13 protein-coding genes and 1 pseudogene are annotated in these 14,763 nt (G+C 63.7%); 6 read left to right on the plus strand and 8 right to left on the minus strand.

What is annotated here, in order from left to right; translation table 11 throughout:
- Window positions 1-23 precede the first annotated feature (23 nt).
- From NKJ26_RS04390 to NKJ26_RS04400, 3 genes are all read left to right on the plus strand, one after another.
- Complete coding sequence (locus tag NKJ26_RS04390; protein WP_352693983.1) at window positions 24-503, plus strand: carboxymuconolactone decarboxylase family protein; 480 nt, start codon at window positions 24-26, stop codon at window positions 501-503.
- Between the two features lie 85 nt (window positions 504-588).
- Window positions 589-951: a nuclear transport factor 2 family protein gene (locus tag NKJ26_RS04395; RefSeq protein ID WP_027023692.1), complete on the plus strand. Its 363-nt coding sequence runs from the start codon at window positions 589-591 to the stop codon at window positions 949-951.
- 54 nt (window positions 952-1,005) lie between these two features.
- Window positions 1,006-1,320 (plus strand): hypothetical protein, encoded by a 315-nt coding sequence (locus NKJ26_RS04400; RefSeq protein ID WP_027023693.1) that lies wholly within the window; start codon window positions 1,006-1,008, stop codon window positions 1,318-1,320.
- Window positions 1,321-1,485: 165 nt separating this feature from the next.
- On the opposite strand, the gene NKJ26_RS04405 is transcribed toward NKJ26_RS04400, so the two are convergent.
- The 7 genes and pseudogenes from NKJ26_RS04405 to NKJ26_RS04435 all read right to left on the minus strand — a co-directional run bounded on the left by NKJ26_RS04405 (window position 1,486) and on the right by NKJ26_RS04435 (window position 9,138).
- The gene (locus tag NKJ26_RS04405) at window positions 1,486-2,913 is read right to left on the minus strand and encodes a gamma-aminobutyraldehyde dehydrogenase (RefSeq protein WP_352693987.1); all 1,428 of its coding nucleotides are present in this window, start codon (window positions 2,911-2,913) and stop codon (window positions 1,486-1,488) included.
- Window positions 2,914-2,936: 23 nt separating this feature from the next.
- Entirely contained in the window at window positions 2,937-3,752 is an 816-nt protein-coding gene (locus tag NKJ26_RS04410; RefSeq protein ID WP_352693989.1) for an ABC transporter permease, read from the minus strand.
- The gene (locus NKJ26_RS04415; RefSeq protein WP_352693991.1) at window positions 3,742-4,707 is read right to left on the minus strand and encodes an ABC transporter permease; all 966 of its coding nucleotides are present in this window, start codon (window positions 4,705-4,707) and stop codon (window positions 3,742-3,744) included. The genes NKJ26_RS04410 and NKJ26_RS04415 overlap by 11 nt, the downstream gene beginning before the upstream one ends.
- Window positions 4,708-4,780: 73 nt before the next feature.
- Window positions 4,781-5,778: pseudogene (locus NKJ26_RS04420) on the minus strand (ABC transporter ATP-binding protein).
- 208 nt (window positions 5,779-5,986) lie between these two features.
- On the minus strand, window positions 5,987-7,141 hold the full coding sequence (locus tag NKJ26_RS04425; RefSeq protein WP_352693993.1) for an ABC transporter substrate-binding protein: 1,155 nt from the start codon (window positions 7,139-7,141) through the stop codon (window positions 5,987-5,989).
- 126 nt (window positions 7,142-7,267) lie between these two features.
- On the minus strand, window positions 7,268-8,194 hold the full coding sequence (locus NKJ26_RS04430; RefSeq protein ID WP_027023699.1) for a LysR family transcriptional regulator: 927 nt from the start codon (window positions 8,192-8,194) through the stop codon (window positions 7,268-7,270).
- 167 nt (window positions 8,195-8,361) lie between these two features.
- On the minus strand, window positions 8,362-9,138 hold the full coding sequence (locus tag NKJ26_RS04435; protein WP_352693995.1) for a DeoR/GlpR family DNA-binding transcription regulator: 777 nt from the start codon (window positions 9,136-9,138) through the stop codon (window positions 8,362-8,364).
- Window positions 9,139-9,576: 438 nt separating this feature from the next.
- On the opposite strand from NKJ26_RS04435, the gene NKJ26_RS04440 reads away from it, so the two are divergent.
- Window positions 9,577-10,464: a phosphotransferase gene (locus NKJ26_RS04440; protein ID WP_352693997.1), complete on the plus strand. Its 888-nt coding sequence runs from the start codon at window positions 9,577-9,579 to the stop codon at window positions 10,462-10,464.
- Complete coding sequence (locus NKJ26_RS04445; RefSeq protein WP_352693999.1) at window positions 10,461-12,914, plus strand: GcvT family protein; 2,454 nt, start codon at window positions 10,461-10,463, stop codon at window positions 12,912-12,914. The genes NKJ26_RS04440 and NKJ26_RS04445 overlap by 4 nt, the downstream gene beginning before the upstream one ends.
- Before the next feature lie 203 nt (window positions 12,915-13,117).
- Here NKJ26_RS04445 and NKJ26_RS04450 read toward each other — a convergent pair whose 3' ends face one another.
- Window positions 13,118-13,777 (minus strand): class I SAM-dependent DNA methyltransferase, encoded by a 660-nt coding sequence (locus tag NKJ26_RS04450; protein WP_502903081.1) that lies wholly within the window; start codon window positions 13,775-13,777, stop codon window positions 13,118-13,120.
- 75 nt (window positions 13,778-13,852) lie between these two features.
- Between NKJ26_RS04450 and NKJ26_RS04455 the strand changes: the two genes are divergently transcribed.
- Window positions 13,853-14,755 (plus strand): phosphotransferase, encoded by a 903-nt coding sequence (locus tag NKJ26_RS04455; RefSeq protein ID WP_352694272.1) that lies wholly within the window; start codon window positions 13,853-13,855, stop codon window positions 14,753-14,755.
- Window positions 14,756-14,763: the final 8 nt, after the last annotated feature.

A 14,763-nucleotide genomic window follows, 5' to 3' on the forward strand; every position in this document is an offset into this window, starting at 1 on the left:
AGGCGCTGCCAACGGAGGATGAAATGCTGAAGTCGAAGTTGAATATCAGATCGCTCGCGATGGCGGCCGGCATTGGCGCGCTGTTCACGATCTCTGTCGCGAAGGCCGAGGATGCATCGGCCACCGCTGCCTACAAGGACATCCAGTCGACGCTCGGCTCGGTGCCGGACATGTTCAGGACCTTGCCGGATGTGGCGGTCGCCGGTGCCTGGGCCGAGATCAAGGGGGTGCAGCTCAACCCCAACACCGCGCTCGACGGCAAGACCAAGGAACTGATGGGCCTGGCGGTCGCCTCGCAAATCCCCTGCCAGTACTGCATCTATTTCCATACCGAGGCGGCCAAACTCAACGGCGCGACCGACGAAGAGATCAAGGAGGCTGTGGCGATGGCGGCGATCGTGCGCCACTGGTCGACGATGCTCAATGGCAGCCAGGTCGATCTCGCAACCTTCAAGAAGCAGACCGACGACGTGTTCACGGCCGTCAAGGCGAAGTCGCAATGAAGAAAGCCCTGCCCGACGATTAACGCCGGGCAGCATGTCCGATCAATTAACGCCCGATCATGACGACGGGCACATGGAGGATGAAATGCTGACCAAGACACAAACAGTGGACGGCGCGGCGATCAAGAAGGCGATCGAGGGTCGTGACGGCAAGATGCTGTCGAGCTTCTACAACGACGACGCGCTGGTGCGGGTCATCGACCGCAACAATCCGCCGAGCAAGCCGCGCGAGATCCGCGGTCGCGCGGCGATCAGTACCTTCTGGGACGACATCTGCAGCCGGGCGATGACGCACAAGGTCGACACCACGATCGCCGACGGCGACAGCCTGGCCTTCACCCAGGCCTGCGCCTACCCGGACGGCACCAAGGTGTTCTGCGCCGCGATGCTGGAGCTGAAGAACGGCCGGATCGCGCGGCAGACCGTGGTGCAGGCCTGGGACGAGTGACTGACCACAGGCAGATCAACCGCGGCTTGGCCGCACTCTTGGAGGAGAAGCAAGATGTTCAGCGCCAGATGGCAGATCGACGCCAAGTTCGGGCACAAGCAGACCGTGCTTGAACTTTTGAAGAAATGGGAACGCGAGATCGGCTCGCAGGCCGGCATCTCGGACCTGAAGTTCCAGATCATGACTGGTTCGATCGGCGCACGCGAAGCGACGGTCGAGTCGCATCATCAGGTCGAAAGCCTCGCCAAGCTGGAGGAATTCTTCGCCAGGATCGGCAAGATCGACGCCCACGCCAAATGGGGCAAGGAGATGGAGCCCTACGTGGTGTCCGGCACCAGCCTGTGGAACATTTATCGCATCGTGGAGTAGTGGTCTTCTCCCTGTTCACGGCGAGAAGATGCCGGTCCACCCTCCGCAGCTGCTGCGGAGGACGGGCAGGCAGATGAGGGGCGGAGCCAGCTTCGACAAGCTTGTGCTGCCCCTCATCTGGCCCTTCGGGCCACCTTCTCCCCGTACACCGGAAGAAGGAAGAAGCTACCCATGCGCGACCATCACATGGCGCACGGCGGTGTAGTCCTCCAGCGCGTAGAGCGACATATCCTTGCCGTAGCCCGACTGCTTCAGCCCACCATGCGGCATCTCGTTGGTCAGCATGAAATGGGTGTTGATCCAGGTGCAGCCATATTGCAGCCGCGCGGCAGTCGCCATGGCGCGCGACACGTCCTTGGTCCACACCGAGGACGCCAGGCCGTAGTCGCTGTCGTTCGCCCAGTTGACCGCCTCGTCGACCTCGGAAAAGCGGGTAATCGACACCACCGGCCCGAACACTTCGCGGCGCACGATCTCGTCATCCTGCAGCGCTCCGGCAACGACGGTCGGCTGGTAGAAGAAGCCGGTGCCCTCGCCCGGCTTGCCGCCGGTGGTGATCTCGACGTGCTTCAGTTCCGAAGCGCGCTCGACGAAGCTCGAGACGCGGTCGCGCTGGCGGCGTGAGATCAGCGGGCCGATCTCGTTCTCGGCATCGTCCGGCAGATTGTACTTGATGGTCGACACGGCCGAAGAGAGATCGGCGACGAGCTTGTCGTAAATCTTCTTGCCGGCATAGATGCGGCAGGCGGCGGTGCAGTCCTGGCCGGCATTGTAATAGCCGAAGGCGCGCAAGCCGCTGACCACGGCGCCGAGATCGGCATCGTCGAAGACGATGACCGGGGCCTTGCCGCCGAGTTCCAGATGCGTGCGCTTGACCGACTTGGCGGCCGCCTGCAGCACCTTCTTTCCCGTCGCGACGTCGCCGGTGATCGAGATCATGTTGACCTTGGGATGGTTGATCAGCGTGTTGCCGACGCTTTCGCCGCGGCCGAGCACGACATTGACGACGCCTTCGGGCAGCACCTCCGCCAGGATCCTGGCGAGCCTCAAGGTCGTCAGCGGCGTCTGCTCGGACGGCTTGAAGACCACGGTGTTGCCACCGGCGATCGCCGGCGCCAGCTTCCAGGCCATCATCATCAGCGGATAATTCCAAGGCGCGATCGAGGCGACGATGCCGATCGGATCGCGCCGCACCATAGAGGTGTGGCCGGGCAAATACTCGCCGGCGACCACACCCGGCATCGAGCGAACGGCGCCGGCGAAGAAACGGTAGCAGTCGACGATCGCCGGGATTTCGTCATTGAGCACGGCATTGATCGGCTTGCCGCAGTTGAGCGCTTCGAGCGTGGCGAATTCCCTGGCCTCGGCCTCGATGCGGTCGGCGATCTTCAGGAGATAGAGGGAGCGCTGCGCCGGCGTGGTGCGCGACCACAAGATGAACGCCTGTTCGGCGGCTGCCACCGCAGCCTCGATCTGCGCCGGACTGGCTTCGGGCAGGTTGAGAATGGTCGCCCCGGTTTTCGGATTGAGAACCGGCTCCTCGGTCTCCGTGCCGTTCTCGAATTTCGAGCCGATCAGCATCTGGGTGTCCATGGACGTCTCTCCCTTGCGATTGGTTATTTGCCCGAACCGGCGATCTGGTCGCCGTCGCGGGTCAGGTAATAGGCAAACAGGATCGGCAGCAGCGTCACCAGCACGACCACCATGGCCACGACATTGGTGACCGGGCGCTGGCGTGGGCGGATCAGTTCCTCAAGCATCCAGATCGGCAGCGTCTGCTGCTGGCCGGCGGTGAAGGTGGTGACGATGACCTCGTCGAACGACAGCGCGAAGGCCAGCATGCCGCCGGCAAGCAGTGCCGTGGCGATGTTGGGCAACACGACATGCCGGAAGGTCTGAAAACCGTCGGCGCCGAGATCCATCGAGGCCTCGATCATCGAGCCGGAGGTGCGGCGGAAGCGGGCAACGGCGTTGTTGTAGACGACGACGACACAGAAGGTGGCGTGGCCGAGCACGATCGTCCAGAAAGAGAACGGGATCTCGGCCAGCGCGAAGGCCGAACGCAGTGCGATGCCGGTGATGATGCCGGGCAGCGCGATCGGCAGGATGACCAGCAGCGAGATGGTTTCACGGCCGAAGAATTTTGTCCGCGACACCGCAGCCGAACAGAGCGTGCCGAGGATCAGCGCGATCGCAGTCGAGATGGCCGCTACCCTGACCGACAACGACAGCGCCTGCCAGACATCGGGCCGGTTCCAGGTGACGGCGAACCATTGCGTCGTCAGCCCCGGCGGAGGCCAGACGAAGCTCTTCTCCTCCGTGGTGAAGGCGTAGACGAAGATCAGCAGGATCGGCAGATGCAGGAACAGCAGCCCGCAGCCGGCGGCGATCTTCAGGCCGAGCGGAGCGGATTGACCGCGATCAGAGCGCATCGAAAGCCCCCATGCGCTTGGCGCCCCAGAGATAGAAGCTCATGATGACGATCGGCACCACAGTGAAAGCCGCGGCAAGCGGGATGTTGCCGGCGGTGCCTTGCTGCGAATAGACGGCCTGACCGATGAACAGGCGCGAGGTGCCGATGATCTGCGGGATGATGTAATCGCCAAGCGTCAGCGAAAAGGTGAAGATCGAACCGGCGACGATGCCGGGCAGCGCCAGCGGGAACAGCACATTGCGGAAGGTCTGGCCGGGCGAGGCGCCGAGATCGGACGAGGCCTCGACAAGATTGCCGGGCACGCGCTCGAGCGCCGCCTGCACCGGCAGGATCATGAACGGCAGCCAGACATAGACAAAGACGATAAAGGTGCCGGTGAACGACACCGACAGTGAATTGCCGCCGACGACCGGCAGCGACAGCCAGGCATCGAGCAGCCACGACAAATGCAGCTTGGCGAGCAGCCAGGTGAGGATGCCCTCCTTGGCCAGGATCAGCTTCCAGGCGTAGATCTTGACCAGGTAGCTCGACCACAGCGGCAGCATGATGCCGAGATAGAACAGGGCCTTCCAGCGGCCGCGCGCATAGCGTGCCGCGTAGTAGGCGATGGGGAAGGCGACGATGGCCGAGGCCAGCGTGACCAGGGCTGCCATCGTCACGGTGCGCAGGATGATGTCGAGATTGGCGGCCTGCAACAGGTCGCCATAGGTTTTCAAGGTGAACTCGCGATTGATAAGGCCGGAAAACTCGTCGATCGAGAAAAAGCTCTGCGCCAAAAGGGCGAACAACGAGCCGATATAGACGATGCCGAGCCACAGTACGGGCGGCAGCAGCATCAAGAGCAGAAGCAACTGCGGCCTGCGCCAGAACAGGTCGGAAAGCGCACCGCGCATGCCGCCGCTGCCGGGCAGGATGGCGGGCGTGGAATTGGGGTTGAGCGCGGCGATTGTCATGATGCAGCCAATCTCCCCCCTTGAGGGGGAGATGTCCGGCAGGACAGAGGGGGGTGCTTCGCGCAAACCTCAATCATGCCTGTTCATCCATCAGATGCAGGTGCTCTCGGTTGAAGGTGAGCACGACTGCCTCGCCTTCCGCAGGCAGTGCTGTGCCGGCCGGCACGATGGCATGCAGCTTCAGCCCGTCGGCGTCGAGCGCCAGCCTGGTGGTGGCACCGAGATAATTGGTCGACACGAGCCGGGCGGAAACGCCCTCGCCCTTTGCCGCCCGGCCGACGCGAATGGATTCGGGGCGCAAGCTGCCCCAGCGATGCTGGCCGGCATAACGCTGGACGAAATCGGGCGGCAGCACGTTGGACGAGCCAACAAAATCGGCAACGAAGCGGGTGCTCGGTCGCTGATAGATATCCTCGGGTGTGCCGATCTGCATGATCTTGCCGTCATTGAAGACGGCGACGCGGTCGGCCATCGACAGCGCTTCGCCCTGGTCGTGGGTGACGAAAACAAAGGTGATGCCGAGCGCTTTCTGCAGCGACTTCAGCTCTTCCTGCATGTTCTCGCGCAGTTTGAGGTCGAGGGCGCCGAGCGGTTCGTCGAGCAGCAACACCTTGGGCTGGTTGACGAGTGCACGCGCCAGCGCGACGCGCTGGCGCTGGCCGCCGGAAAGCTGGCCGGCCGGCGGGCGCCGTAGCCGGGCAATCTGACCAGCGACAGCGCTTCTTCAGCCGCCTTGTGGCGCCCCGGTCTGTCGACGCCCTTGACCATCAGACCGTAAGCGACATTGTCGAGCACGTTCAGATGCGGGAACAGCGCATAGTCCTGGAACACGGTGTTGACGTCGCGGCGATAGGGCGGAACACCCTCGGCGCGTTCGCCGAAGATCGAGATCGAACCCGCCGTCGGCTGCTCGAAACCGGCGATGAGGCGCAGGCACGTGGTCTTGCCGGAACCGGACGGACCGAGCATGGCGAAGAACTCGCCCGGCGCGATGTCGAGGTCGACGGCGTCGACGGCGCGCACGCTGCCGAAATGGCGCGAGACTTGTTTGAAGGAAACGGCTGATGTCATGGGCTGTCAGTCTCTTGCCGATTGATTTGTTGGCGTCGTCTGCCGTCATGAATTGCGAGCAGCCCGTAACCTCGCGCTACGCCTACCTCACCCTTTGGGGAGGCCGCGGTGAAGCCGCGGGTGGGGGTGGTCTGGCACGAACCGTCGCGCGGACCCCCACCCCGACGCTACGCGTCGACCCTCCCCACAAGGGGGAGGGTGAAGAAAATCACCGCCCGCCGATGACGCCGATATAGTCCGACACCCAGCGATAATAGGGCACGCACTGATTGTTCTGGGTGGCGCATTTCGAGACCGGCGTCTTCCAGAACTTGATCTTGTCGAAATTGTCGTAACCGTTGGTCTTGCAGCCCTCGTCGGTCAGAAGCTCGTTGCCCTTGCAAGCGGCGGGGACGACCGGCAGCGAACCGAACCAAGCCGAGACGTCGCCCTGCACCTTGGGTGACAGCGAGTGTTCGAGCCACATATAGGCGCAGTTCGGGTGCGCCGCGTCGGCCTCCATCATGGTGGTGTCGGCCCAGCCGGTGACGCCTTCTTCCGGCACGGTCGAGGCGACCGGCTTCTTGGCGGCAATCAGCGTGTTGACCTGGTATGGCCATGAGCCGGAAGCAACGACGCCTTCGTTCTGGAAATCGTCGACCTGGATGGCGGCGTCGTGCCAATAGCGGCCAACCAGCGTGCGCTGGACGCGCAGCAATTCAAGCGCGGCCTTGTACTGGTCCTCGTTCAGCTCGTAGGGGTCCTTGATACCGAGTTCCGGCTTGTGGAACATCAGGTAGTTGGCGGCATCGGCAATGTGGATCGGGCCGTCATAGGCCTGGACGCGGCCCTTGTTGGATTTGCCGTCCGGCAGCTTCATTTCCTCGAAGACCACGTTCCAGCTCTTCGGCGCTTCCTTGAAGACCTCGGTGTTGTACATCAGGATGTTGGGCCCCCACTGATAGGGGACGCCGTAGTGAACCTTGTCGACCGTGAACCAGGGCGCATCCTTGAGCCGGTCGTCGACCGTCTTCCAGCTCGGGATGAGGTCGGTGTTAATCGGCTGCACCCGCTTGCCGGCGACGAGGCGCAGCGACGCATCGCCCGACGCGGTGACGAGGTCGAAGCCGCCCTCGTTCATCAGCGAGACCATCTCGTCCGACGTGTTGGCGGTCTTGACGTTGACCTTGCAGCCGCTTTCCTTCTCGAAGGCTGTGACCCAGTCATAGCCCTTGTCGGTCTCGCCACGCTCGATATAGCCCGGCCAAGCGACGATATTGACCTCGCCTTCACCCTTGCCGAGTTCCGTGACCTGGGCGACGGCCTGGCCGGAGAAGGCCAACGCGACCGTCAATGCAGTGCAGGACTTCAGGAATGAATTCATAGTCGATCTCCCATTGATAGGGCCCGCGCTTCGGCGGCGGCTTTGTTCCCTGAAGCGAAGGTGCTGTGAAAATCCCGGTTTCGCAAATTCATTTATCAGAAGGGTGATATCGGTTTTTCCGATGGATCAACGGCCATTCTTGTCAGGGCGCTGGCGAACCATGCGTTGCGACTGCGCGAGGCCGATGAAATCGCGCGCGGCCTGCGGCAGGCCGGAGCCGCGGCGCCAGACCATCCCGACCTGGACGACAGGCAACGCACCGGAGACGTCGCGCGACTCGATGCGGTCGCCTTCCAGCGACCACGGCCGGTAGACGAGGTCGGGCAGCAGCGCTACGCCCGCGCCGGTGGCGACCAGGCTGCGCACCGCTTCCACCGAACGGGTGCGAAAGGCGACATGCGGCTTGGCGCCGATCGCGGTCAGCAGCTTGCCGGTGTTCTCCTCGATCTCGTCGACGGTCAGCATGATCAGCGGCTCCGAAGCGATGTCGCCGATGCCGATGATGTCGGCGCCGGCGAGCGGATGGCCGAGTGGCAGCCAGAGGCGATAGGCCGAGACTTCGAGGATTTCCGACTGGAGCGCGGTGCGGTCGCGCAGATTGGACGTGACCATCACCGCGATGTCCAGCTTGCCGCCAATCAAGAGGTGTTCGAGATAGTCGCCATTGTCCTCGATGGCCGAGACCTCTACGCCGGGATAGGCACGGCGGTAGCGGGCAAGCAGGTCCGACAGCACATAGCCGGCGACCAGCGAGGTGACGCCGAGCTGCAAACGCCCGCCTGCTGTCGCCTGCTCGCCGAGGAAGGCGCGGCGCGCATCGGACACATCGGCCAGGATCTTGGTGGCGTGGCGCAGGAACTGGTGGCCCTTGTGGGTGATGTTGAGGCCGCGCGGATGGCGGTCGAACAATTCGACGCCGAGATCGCCTTCGAGCTCCTTGATCGCTTCGGTGACCGAGGATTGCGAAATGGAGAGGTTCTGCGCGGCACCCGACACCGTGCCCTGCTCGGCGACGGCGATGAAGAACTGCAACTGACGGATGGTGAAAGCCATGGCCGGACTAAACACCGGCACGAAGGGCAAGGAAAGCCGAACGCGGAGCTTATCCTCGTCTCGGGCCAGATTGCCTGGCCGGATGATGGACGTATTTTGAAACCCGCGTCAGCCTGCCAGTTCACGTGCAGCGGCATCGGTCGTCAGGCCCCAAGCTCTTTCGGGCTTTAGAACCCTGCATCGCGGACGGCGATGCTGAGCCGCGCGCCGGCTTGAGAAAGAGCGGCGGCAATGTCGTGCGGCGGCGATCGATCGGTAGCGAGTTCGGAGAATCCATCGAAGCCGCAGACCTGGACCAGGCCCTGGCGGCCAAATTTTGTGTGGTCGGTGACGACAAGCGAGCGCTGCCCGCGCGACAGCACCATGCGGGCGAATTCGGCTTCGTCCAGATCATAGTCCATGACGCCCGTCACCGCATCGACGGCGCCGGTGGAAATGACGGCATGGCTGACCGAAAAGCGGCTGACGAAGTCGATGGCCGAGGCACCGAAGGCGGCGCCTGAATCGCTGCGCAACTCACCGCCGGCCATATAGACCTTATTGCCGTTGATGGTCGCCAGCGTGCGGGCGATGTCGGACGAGTTGGTGACGACCGTCAGGCGCCGGTGACCGAGCAGTTCGCGCGCCAGGAACGAGGTGGTCGTGCCCGTGTCGAGCATAATCGATTCCCCATCGCGGATGGTTGCGGCGACCATGCGCGCAATCACGCGTTTGGCATCGGCATTCTCGCGCATACGCCGTTCGAACGGCGCTTCGCCGATCATCGACGGGAGGCCGACGGCGCCATGCATCTTCAGCACGGAACCGTCGCCGGTGAGCGGCTTGATGTCACGGCGCACGGTCTCGAGCGAAACGCCCAACCGGTCGGCCAGACTGGCGATGGTCACGGTTCCCTCTTCCTGCAGGAGCCGCAGGATTTCGCCATGTCGTTTCGAATGGGTCATCGGGCTGCTTTCGCTCGCATGATCGCAACTGACTGCTTCTATGGCAAACTTGCTGCGTATTACAAGAATTGCTGAGGCAAATCGGTCACAAAGCCAGAAAAAGCCACAGTATCCCGTTGACAACCGAGGCTCCACGGCGTGACACTGAAGAGTGACAGGCTCGGACTGCCACGGGAGAACGATGGCAGAGCCGCATACAAACTTGCATGCCCAAAAGCCTGAAAACTGTCTGGCACATGGGCGAAGGAATTTTTCGAATCCGCGGGGGCGGATGCCGGCCTCGAAGAGCCCGGCACATGGGGCTCGTCGGTGCGGCGCGGGATACCGATCCCGAATGCCGCGCCGACGAGGTCTTTGCCCAAATGAGCATTCGGCGAAACGGTGCGCGCTCCGCGCCGGGCCGCTCCGTCGATGCCCTATCCAACAAGGGGCCACTCCATGATCGCCGAAGATCGCATCCGTGCCCTGCCCTGCTGGGCGGGCAACATCGAGATCGCGCCGCTGCCGGGCGGCTTGAGCAACGCCAATTATCTGGTCAAGGATGCGGCGGGAAGGCACGTCGTGCGCTTCGGCCAGGACTATCCGTTCCACCATGTCTTTCGCGAGCGCGAGGTAATGACCGCGCGCGCAGCACACGCCGCCGGCTTCGCACCGGCGGTCCGCCACACGGAACCCGGCATCATGGTGACGGAATATCTCGGCGCCAGAACCTATGCCGCCGAGGACGTGCGCGCCAATATCGGTCGTGTCGCGGCCCTGATGCGCGGCTTCCACCGCGAAATGCCCAACCACATTTCCGGCCCCGGCTTCATGTTCTGGGTGTTCCATGTCATCCGCGACTATGCGCGCACGCTGGAAGAGGGCGGCAGCCGCAAGCGGGACGGGTTGCCCCACTATCTGGCGCTAGCCGACGAACTGGAGCGCGCGCAGAAACTGCTACCGATCGTCTTCGGCCACAACGATCTTTTGCCGGCTAATATTCTCGACGACGGCAATAGGCTCTGGCTGATCGATTACGAATATGCCGGCTTCAACACGGCGATGTTCGATCTGGCCGGCGTCGCCTCCAACGCCGGCATGAGCGACGCGGAATCCTTCGCCTTCCTGACCGCCTATTTCATGAAGGAGCCGGACGAGGCGATCCGCCGCTCGCACGCGGCCATGCAGTGCGCCTCGCTGCTGCGCGAGGCGATGTGGAGCATGGTGTCGGAACTCTATCTCGACGTGCCGGGCATCGACTATGTCGCTTATACCGAGGAAAACCTGACGCGGCTCGACGCGGCGCTGGACAGCTACCGGACAAAATACGGAATCCTGAAATCATGACCTTGCCTGACCAGGCCGCGATCGTCGTCATCGGCGGCGGCATTATCGGCTGTTCGACAGCCTATCATCTGGCACGCGACCACAAGGCCGAGGTAGTCCTGCTCGAACAGGGCAAGCTCACCTCGGGTTCGACATGGCACGCCGCCGGCCTGGTTGGGCAATTGCGTTCGTCGGCCTCGATCACCCGCGTGCTCAAATACTCCGTCGACCTCTATAAGGGGCTGGAGGCGGAGACCGGGCTTGCCACCGGTTGGAAGATGACCGGATGCCTGCGGCTGGCGACCAATGCCGACCGCTGGACCGAGTACAAAAGACTGGCGACGACGGCGAAGAGCTTCGGCATGGACATGCAGCTGCTGTCGCCGGCGCAGGTCAAGGCAATGTGGCCGCTGCTCGAGACCGGCGATCTCGTCGGCGCCTCCTGGCTGCCGACCGACGGCCAGGCGAGCCCCTCCGACATCACCCAGTCGCTGGCCAAGGGCGCGCGCATGCATGGCGCCAAATTGTTCGAGGATGTCCGCGTCACCGGCTTCGAGACAAAGGACGGCCGCATTACGAAAGTGAAGACCAGCAAGGGCGACATCACTTGCGACAAGGTGGTCAACTGCGCCGGGCAGTGGGCGCGGCAGGTGGGCGCCATGGCCGGCATCAGCGTGCCGCTGCAGCCGGTGAAGCACCAATACATCATCACAGAGAAGATCGACGGACTGGCGACGGATGCGCCGACCATCCGCGACCCGGACCGGCGCACCTATTTCAAGGAGGAGGTCGGCGGGTTGGTGATGGGCGGCTATGAGCCGAACCCGCAGGCGTGGACGACCGATCTCCCTGGGGGCGACGTGCCCAACGACTGGGAGTTCCGTCTCTTCGACGACGACTACGACCATTTCGAGCAGCACATGACGCAGGCGATCGCGCGCGTGCCGGCGCTGGAAACCGTCGGCGTCAAGCAGATGATCAACGGTCCGGAGAGCTTTACGCCCGACGGCAATTTCATCCTCGGCGTGGCGCCCGAATGCGCCAACATGTTCGTCGGCGCCGGCTTCAACGCATTCGGCATCGCGTCGGGCGGCGGCGCCGGCTGGGTGCTGGCGCAATGGGTAGTCGACGGCGAGGCGCCGCTCGACCTTTGGGTGGTCGACATCAGGCGCTTTTCCAACCTGCACCGCGACCGGCAATGGGTCCGCGACCGCACGCTCGAGGCCTATGGCAAGCACTATACGATCGGCTTCCCGCACGAGGAATATCTCTCTGGCCGGCCGCGAATCGTCTCGCCGCTTTACGACAGGCTGAAACAGCAGCGCGCCGTATTCGGCTCAAAGCTCGGCTGGGAGCGGCCGAACTGGTTCGCGCCCGAGGGCATCGAGCCGCGGGACATCTATTCGATGGGCCGGCAGAACTGGTTCGCGGCGGTCGGCGACGAACACCGGCATGTGCGCGAAAAGGTCGGCATCTTCGACCAGTCGTCCTTCGCCAAATACGAGCTGAGCGGGCCCGACGCGGGGAAAGCGCTGGACTGGATCTGCGCCAACGACGTCAACAAGCCGGTCGGGCGGCTGACCTATACGCAGCTTCTCAACACACGCGGCGGCATCGAGGCCGACCTGACGGTGGCGCGGCTGGGCGAGGAGAAATTCTACATCGTCACCGGCACCGGTTTCCGCTCGCATGATTTCTCTTGGATCAGCGACCATATCGGCGAGGACCTAGATGCCAGGCTCACCGACGTCACCGAGGATTTCGGCACGCTGTCGCTGATGGGTCCTCGAGCCCGCGACGTCCTGGCTGGCGTTACCGATGCGAATGTGTCGAACGCCGCCTTCCCGTTCGGCCATGTGCGCGAAATAGCCCTCGCCGGACACGTTGTCCGGGCGCTACGCGTCACCTATGTCGGCGAACTCGGCTGGGAACTGCATGTGCCGATAGCGGCCGCCGGCGAGATCTTCGACGCGCTGATGGCGGTGGGCAAGAAACACGGCATCCGCCCCGTCGGCTACCGCGCACTGGAATCGCTGCGGCTGGAAAAAGCCTATCGTGCCTGGGGTTCCGACATCACGCCCAACGACACACCGCAGGAAGCGGGGCTCGGCTGGGCGGTCAAGCTGCGCAAGAATACCGATTTCGTCGGACGGCGCGCTTTGGAAAAGACCGGCGGCACAATGCTGAAGAAGCGCTTTGCCGGCTTTACGGTTGACGACCCGGAGGTCGTACTGCTTGGGCGCGAGACGATCCTGCGCAATGGCGAGCCGGTCGGTTATCTTACCAGCGGCGGCTACGGCTACACGCTGGAAAAAAACATCGGCTACGGTTATGTGCGCGACGCCGACGGGGTGAGTGACGATTTTCTCGCCTCGGGCGATTATGAGCTGGTTGTTGCCATGGACCGGACGCCGGCAAAGATCCATCTCGAGCCGATGTACGATCCGGCGGGGGAGAGAGTTAGAACGTAAGCTGTGGGCAGTGATTGGGCCACCAAACAGACTAGCCGCGCCGCAAGGGTGGTGTCACGATGCCGCGTCGGGCATTTGCCGAAGTCGGGGCGGGCCCCCCCGGGCCCGCGCCCCGCCCCCCCCCGCCCGCGGCGGGCGGGCGCGGGGGGGGGGGGGGGGGGGGGCGGCGCGACGCTCAAAATCGACCACACCAGCAGTTCAACTCAGATCACCCGCAGAACAAGACCACGGCTTGGCACGGTATCGGCCTCGCCCGGCATGGAGACGTAGGGACGTGTCTCCTCGACGCGGGTGACGAGGCCCTGAGCCTCCAATTCGGCGATGCGCGCGGCAAAGCCGGCATCCCACAGCGTGTTCTTGACCGTCAGCACGATTACCCCGCCGGGCCGGCAGATCCGGATCAATTCGTCCAACCCGTCGGCGCCGACATGACCCGAGGTGAAGACGCCGGCCGAGATGATTCCGGCGTAGGAATCGTCCGCGAACGGCAACTCACCGCCGAGCGCCAGGCAATGCAGCGCCGAATAGACGCCCTTGCGCGCGGCCTGGTCCAGCATGCCTTGTGAGATGTCGAGCGCCTCGACCTGGGGATAACCGGCAATGTTCAACCATTCGCCGATGAGCCCGGTGCCGGCGCCGGCATCGAGCAGCGGTGCGGAACCACGCGGCAGATGCCGGGCAAGCAGCGCCAGACAGATCGTCGGATGGCGGTAACCGGCGGTCGACATATCGGTGTCATAGGTCTGCGACCAGCGGTCATAGAGCGCGGCCACCTCCTCCGGTCGCTTGGCCGCGTAGACCTCGCCAAGCGCCCTATGATGTCTGCTGTCCGCCACTTCCAGTCCGTCCACCAATCCATTCATCTCGCAGCGATCATAGCCAACCAGCGAAAATTGTGGAACCGTTGCCGCGAGAAATAACGGCGTTTGGGGTGAGGCATTATGACAGACGAGCCGCGTGCAGCACTTGCCGGCATTCCCATGCTGGCCGCCTACACAGGGCCGCTGGATCGGCTGGGTGGCCTCACCAATCTCGTCTTCAGGGCCGGCGATTTTTGCCTGCGCATTCCGGGCAAAGGCACCGAGGAATATATCAACCGCGCCAACGAGGCGGTGGCGGCGCGCGAAGCGGCAAAGGCGGGAGTCAGCCCGGAGGTGCTGCATGTCGACGCCGGCACCGGGGTGATGGTGACGCGTTTCATCGCCGGCGCCGAGACGATGTCGCCGGAGAAATTCAAGGTTCGGCCGGGCAGCCCGGCACGCGCCGGCGAGGCCTTCCGCAAACTGCACGCTTCCGGCGCGGTGTTTCCCTTCCGCTTCGAACTGTTTGCCATGATCGACGACTATCTAAAAGTGCTGTCGACCAAGGAGGTCGCCCTCCCCGCCGGCTATCATGACGTGGTGCGCGAGGCCGGAAGCGTGCGGTCGGCTCTGGCAGCCCATCCACTGCCTCTGGTCGCCTGCCATTGCGATCCGCTGTGCGAGAACTTTCTCGATACGGGCGAGCGGATGTGGATCGTCGACTGGGAGTATTCTGGCATGAACGATCCGCTCTGGGACCTCGGCGATCTCAGCGTGGAAGGCAAGTTCGACGCCGCGCAGGACGAAGAGATGATGCGCGCCTATTTCGGCGGCGAAGCGGGGCCGGCCGAGCGCGGCCGCATCGCCATCTACAAGGCGATGTGCGACCTCTTATGGACGCTGTGGGGACTGATCCAGTTCGCCAACAACAACCCCGTCGACGATTTCCGCGCCTATGCCGACGGCCGGTTCGCGCGCTGCAAGGCGCTGATGGAGACGCCGGAGTTTTCGCGGCACCTGGCGGCGATACGCCCGGGTTAGAACGCGGA

The organism is Mesorhizobium sp. M0152, from assembly GCF_040322415.1.
In the GTDB taxonomy this organism is placed as follows: Bacteria; Pseudomonadota; Alphaproteobacteria; order Rhizobiales; family Rhizobiaceae; genus Mesorhizobium.

Bases quoted from the DNA above. Each gene is read 5' to 3' on its own strand.
- NKJ26_RS04440 (WP_352693997.1), top strand. From the start codon at position 9,577: ATGATCGCCGAAGATCGCATCCGTGCCCTGCCCTGCTGGGCGGGCAAC.
- NKJ26_RS04445 (WP_352693999.1), top strand. From the start codon at position 10,461: ATGACCTTGCCTGACCAGGCCGCGATCGTCGTCATCGGCGGCGGCATT.
- NKJ26_RS04435 (WP_352693995.1), bottom strand. From the start codon at position 9,138: ATGACCCATTCGAAACGACATGGCGAAATCCTGCGGCTCCTGCAGGAA.
- NKJ26_RS04415 (WP_352693991.1), bottom strand. From the start codon at position 4,707: ATGACAATCGCCGCGCTCAACCCCAATTCCACGCCCGCCATCCTGCCC.
- NKJ26_RS04395 (WP_027023692.1), top strand. From the start codon at position 589: ATGCTGACCAAGACACAAACAGTGGACGGCGCGGCGATCAAGAAGGCG.
- NKJ26_RS04450 (WP_502903081.1), bottom strand. From the start codon at position 13,777: ATGAATGGATTGGTGGACGGACTGGAAGTGGCGGACAGCAGACATCAT.
- NKJ26_RS04430 (WP_027023699.1), bottom strand. From the start codon at position 8,194: ATGGCTTTCACCATCCGTCAGTTGCAGTTCTTCATCGCCGTCGCCGAG.
- NKJ26_RS04425 (WP_352693993.1), bottom strand. From the start codon at position 7,141: ATGAATTCATTCCTGAAGTCCTGCACTGCATTGACGGTCGCGTTGGCC.
- NKJ26_RS04400 (WP_027023693.1), top strand. From the start codon at position 1,006: ATGTTCAGCGCCAGATGGCAGATCGACGCCAAGTTCGGGCACAAGCAG.
- NKJ26_RS04390 (WP_352693983.1), top strand. From the start codon at position 24: ATGCTGAAGTCGAAGTTGAATATCAGATCGCTCGCGATGGCGGCCGGC.
- NKJ26_RS04410 (WP_352693989.1), bottom strand. From the start codon at position 3,752: ATGCGCTCTGATCGCGGTCAATCCGCTCCGCTCGGCCTGAAGATCGCC.
- NKJ26_RS04405 (WP_352693987.1), bottom strand. From the start codon at position 2,913: ATGGACACCCAGATGCTGATCGGCTCGAAATTCGAGAACGGCACGGAG.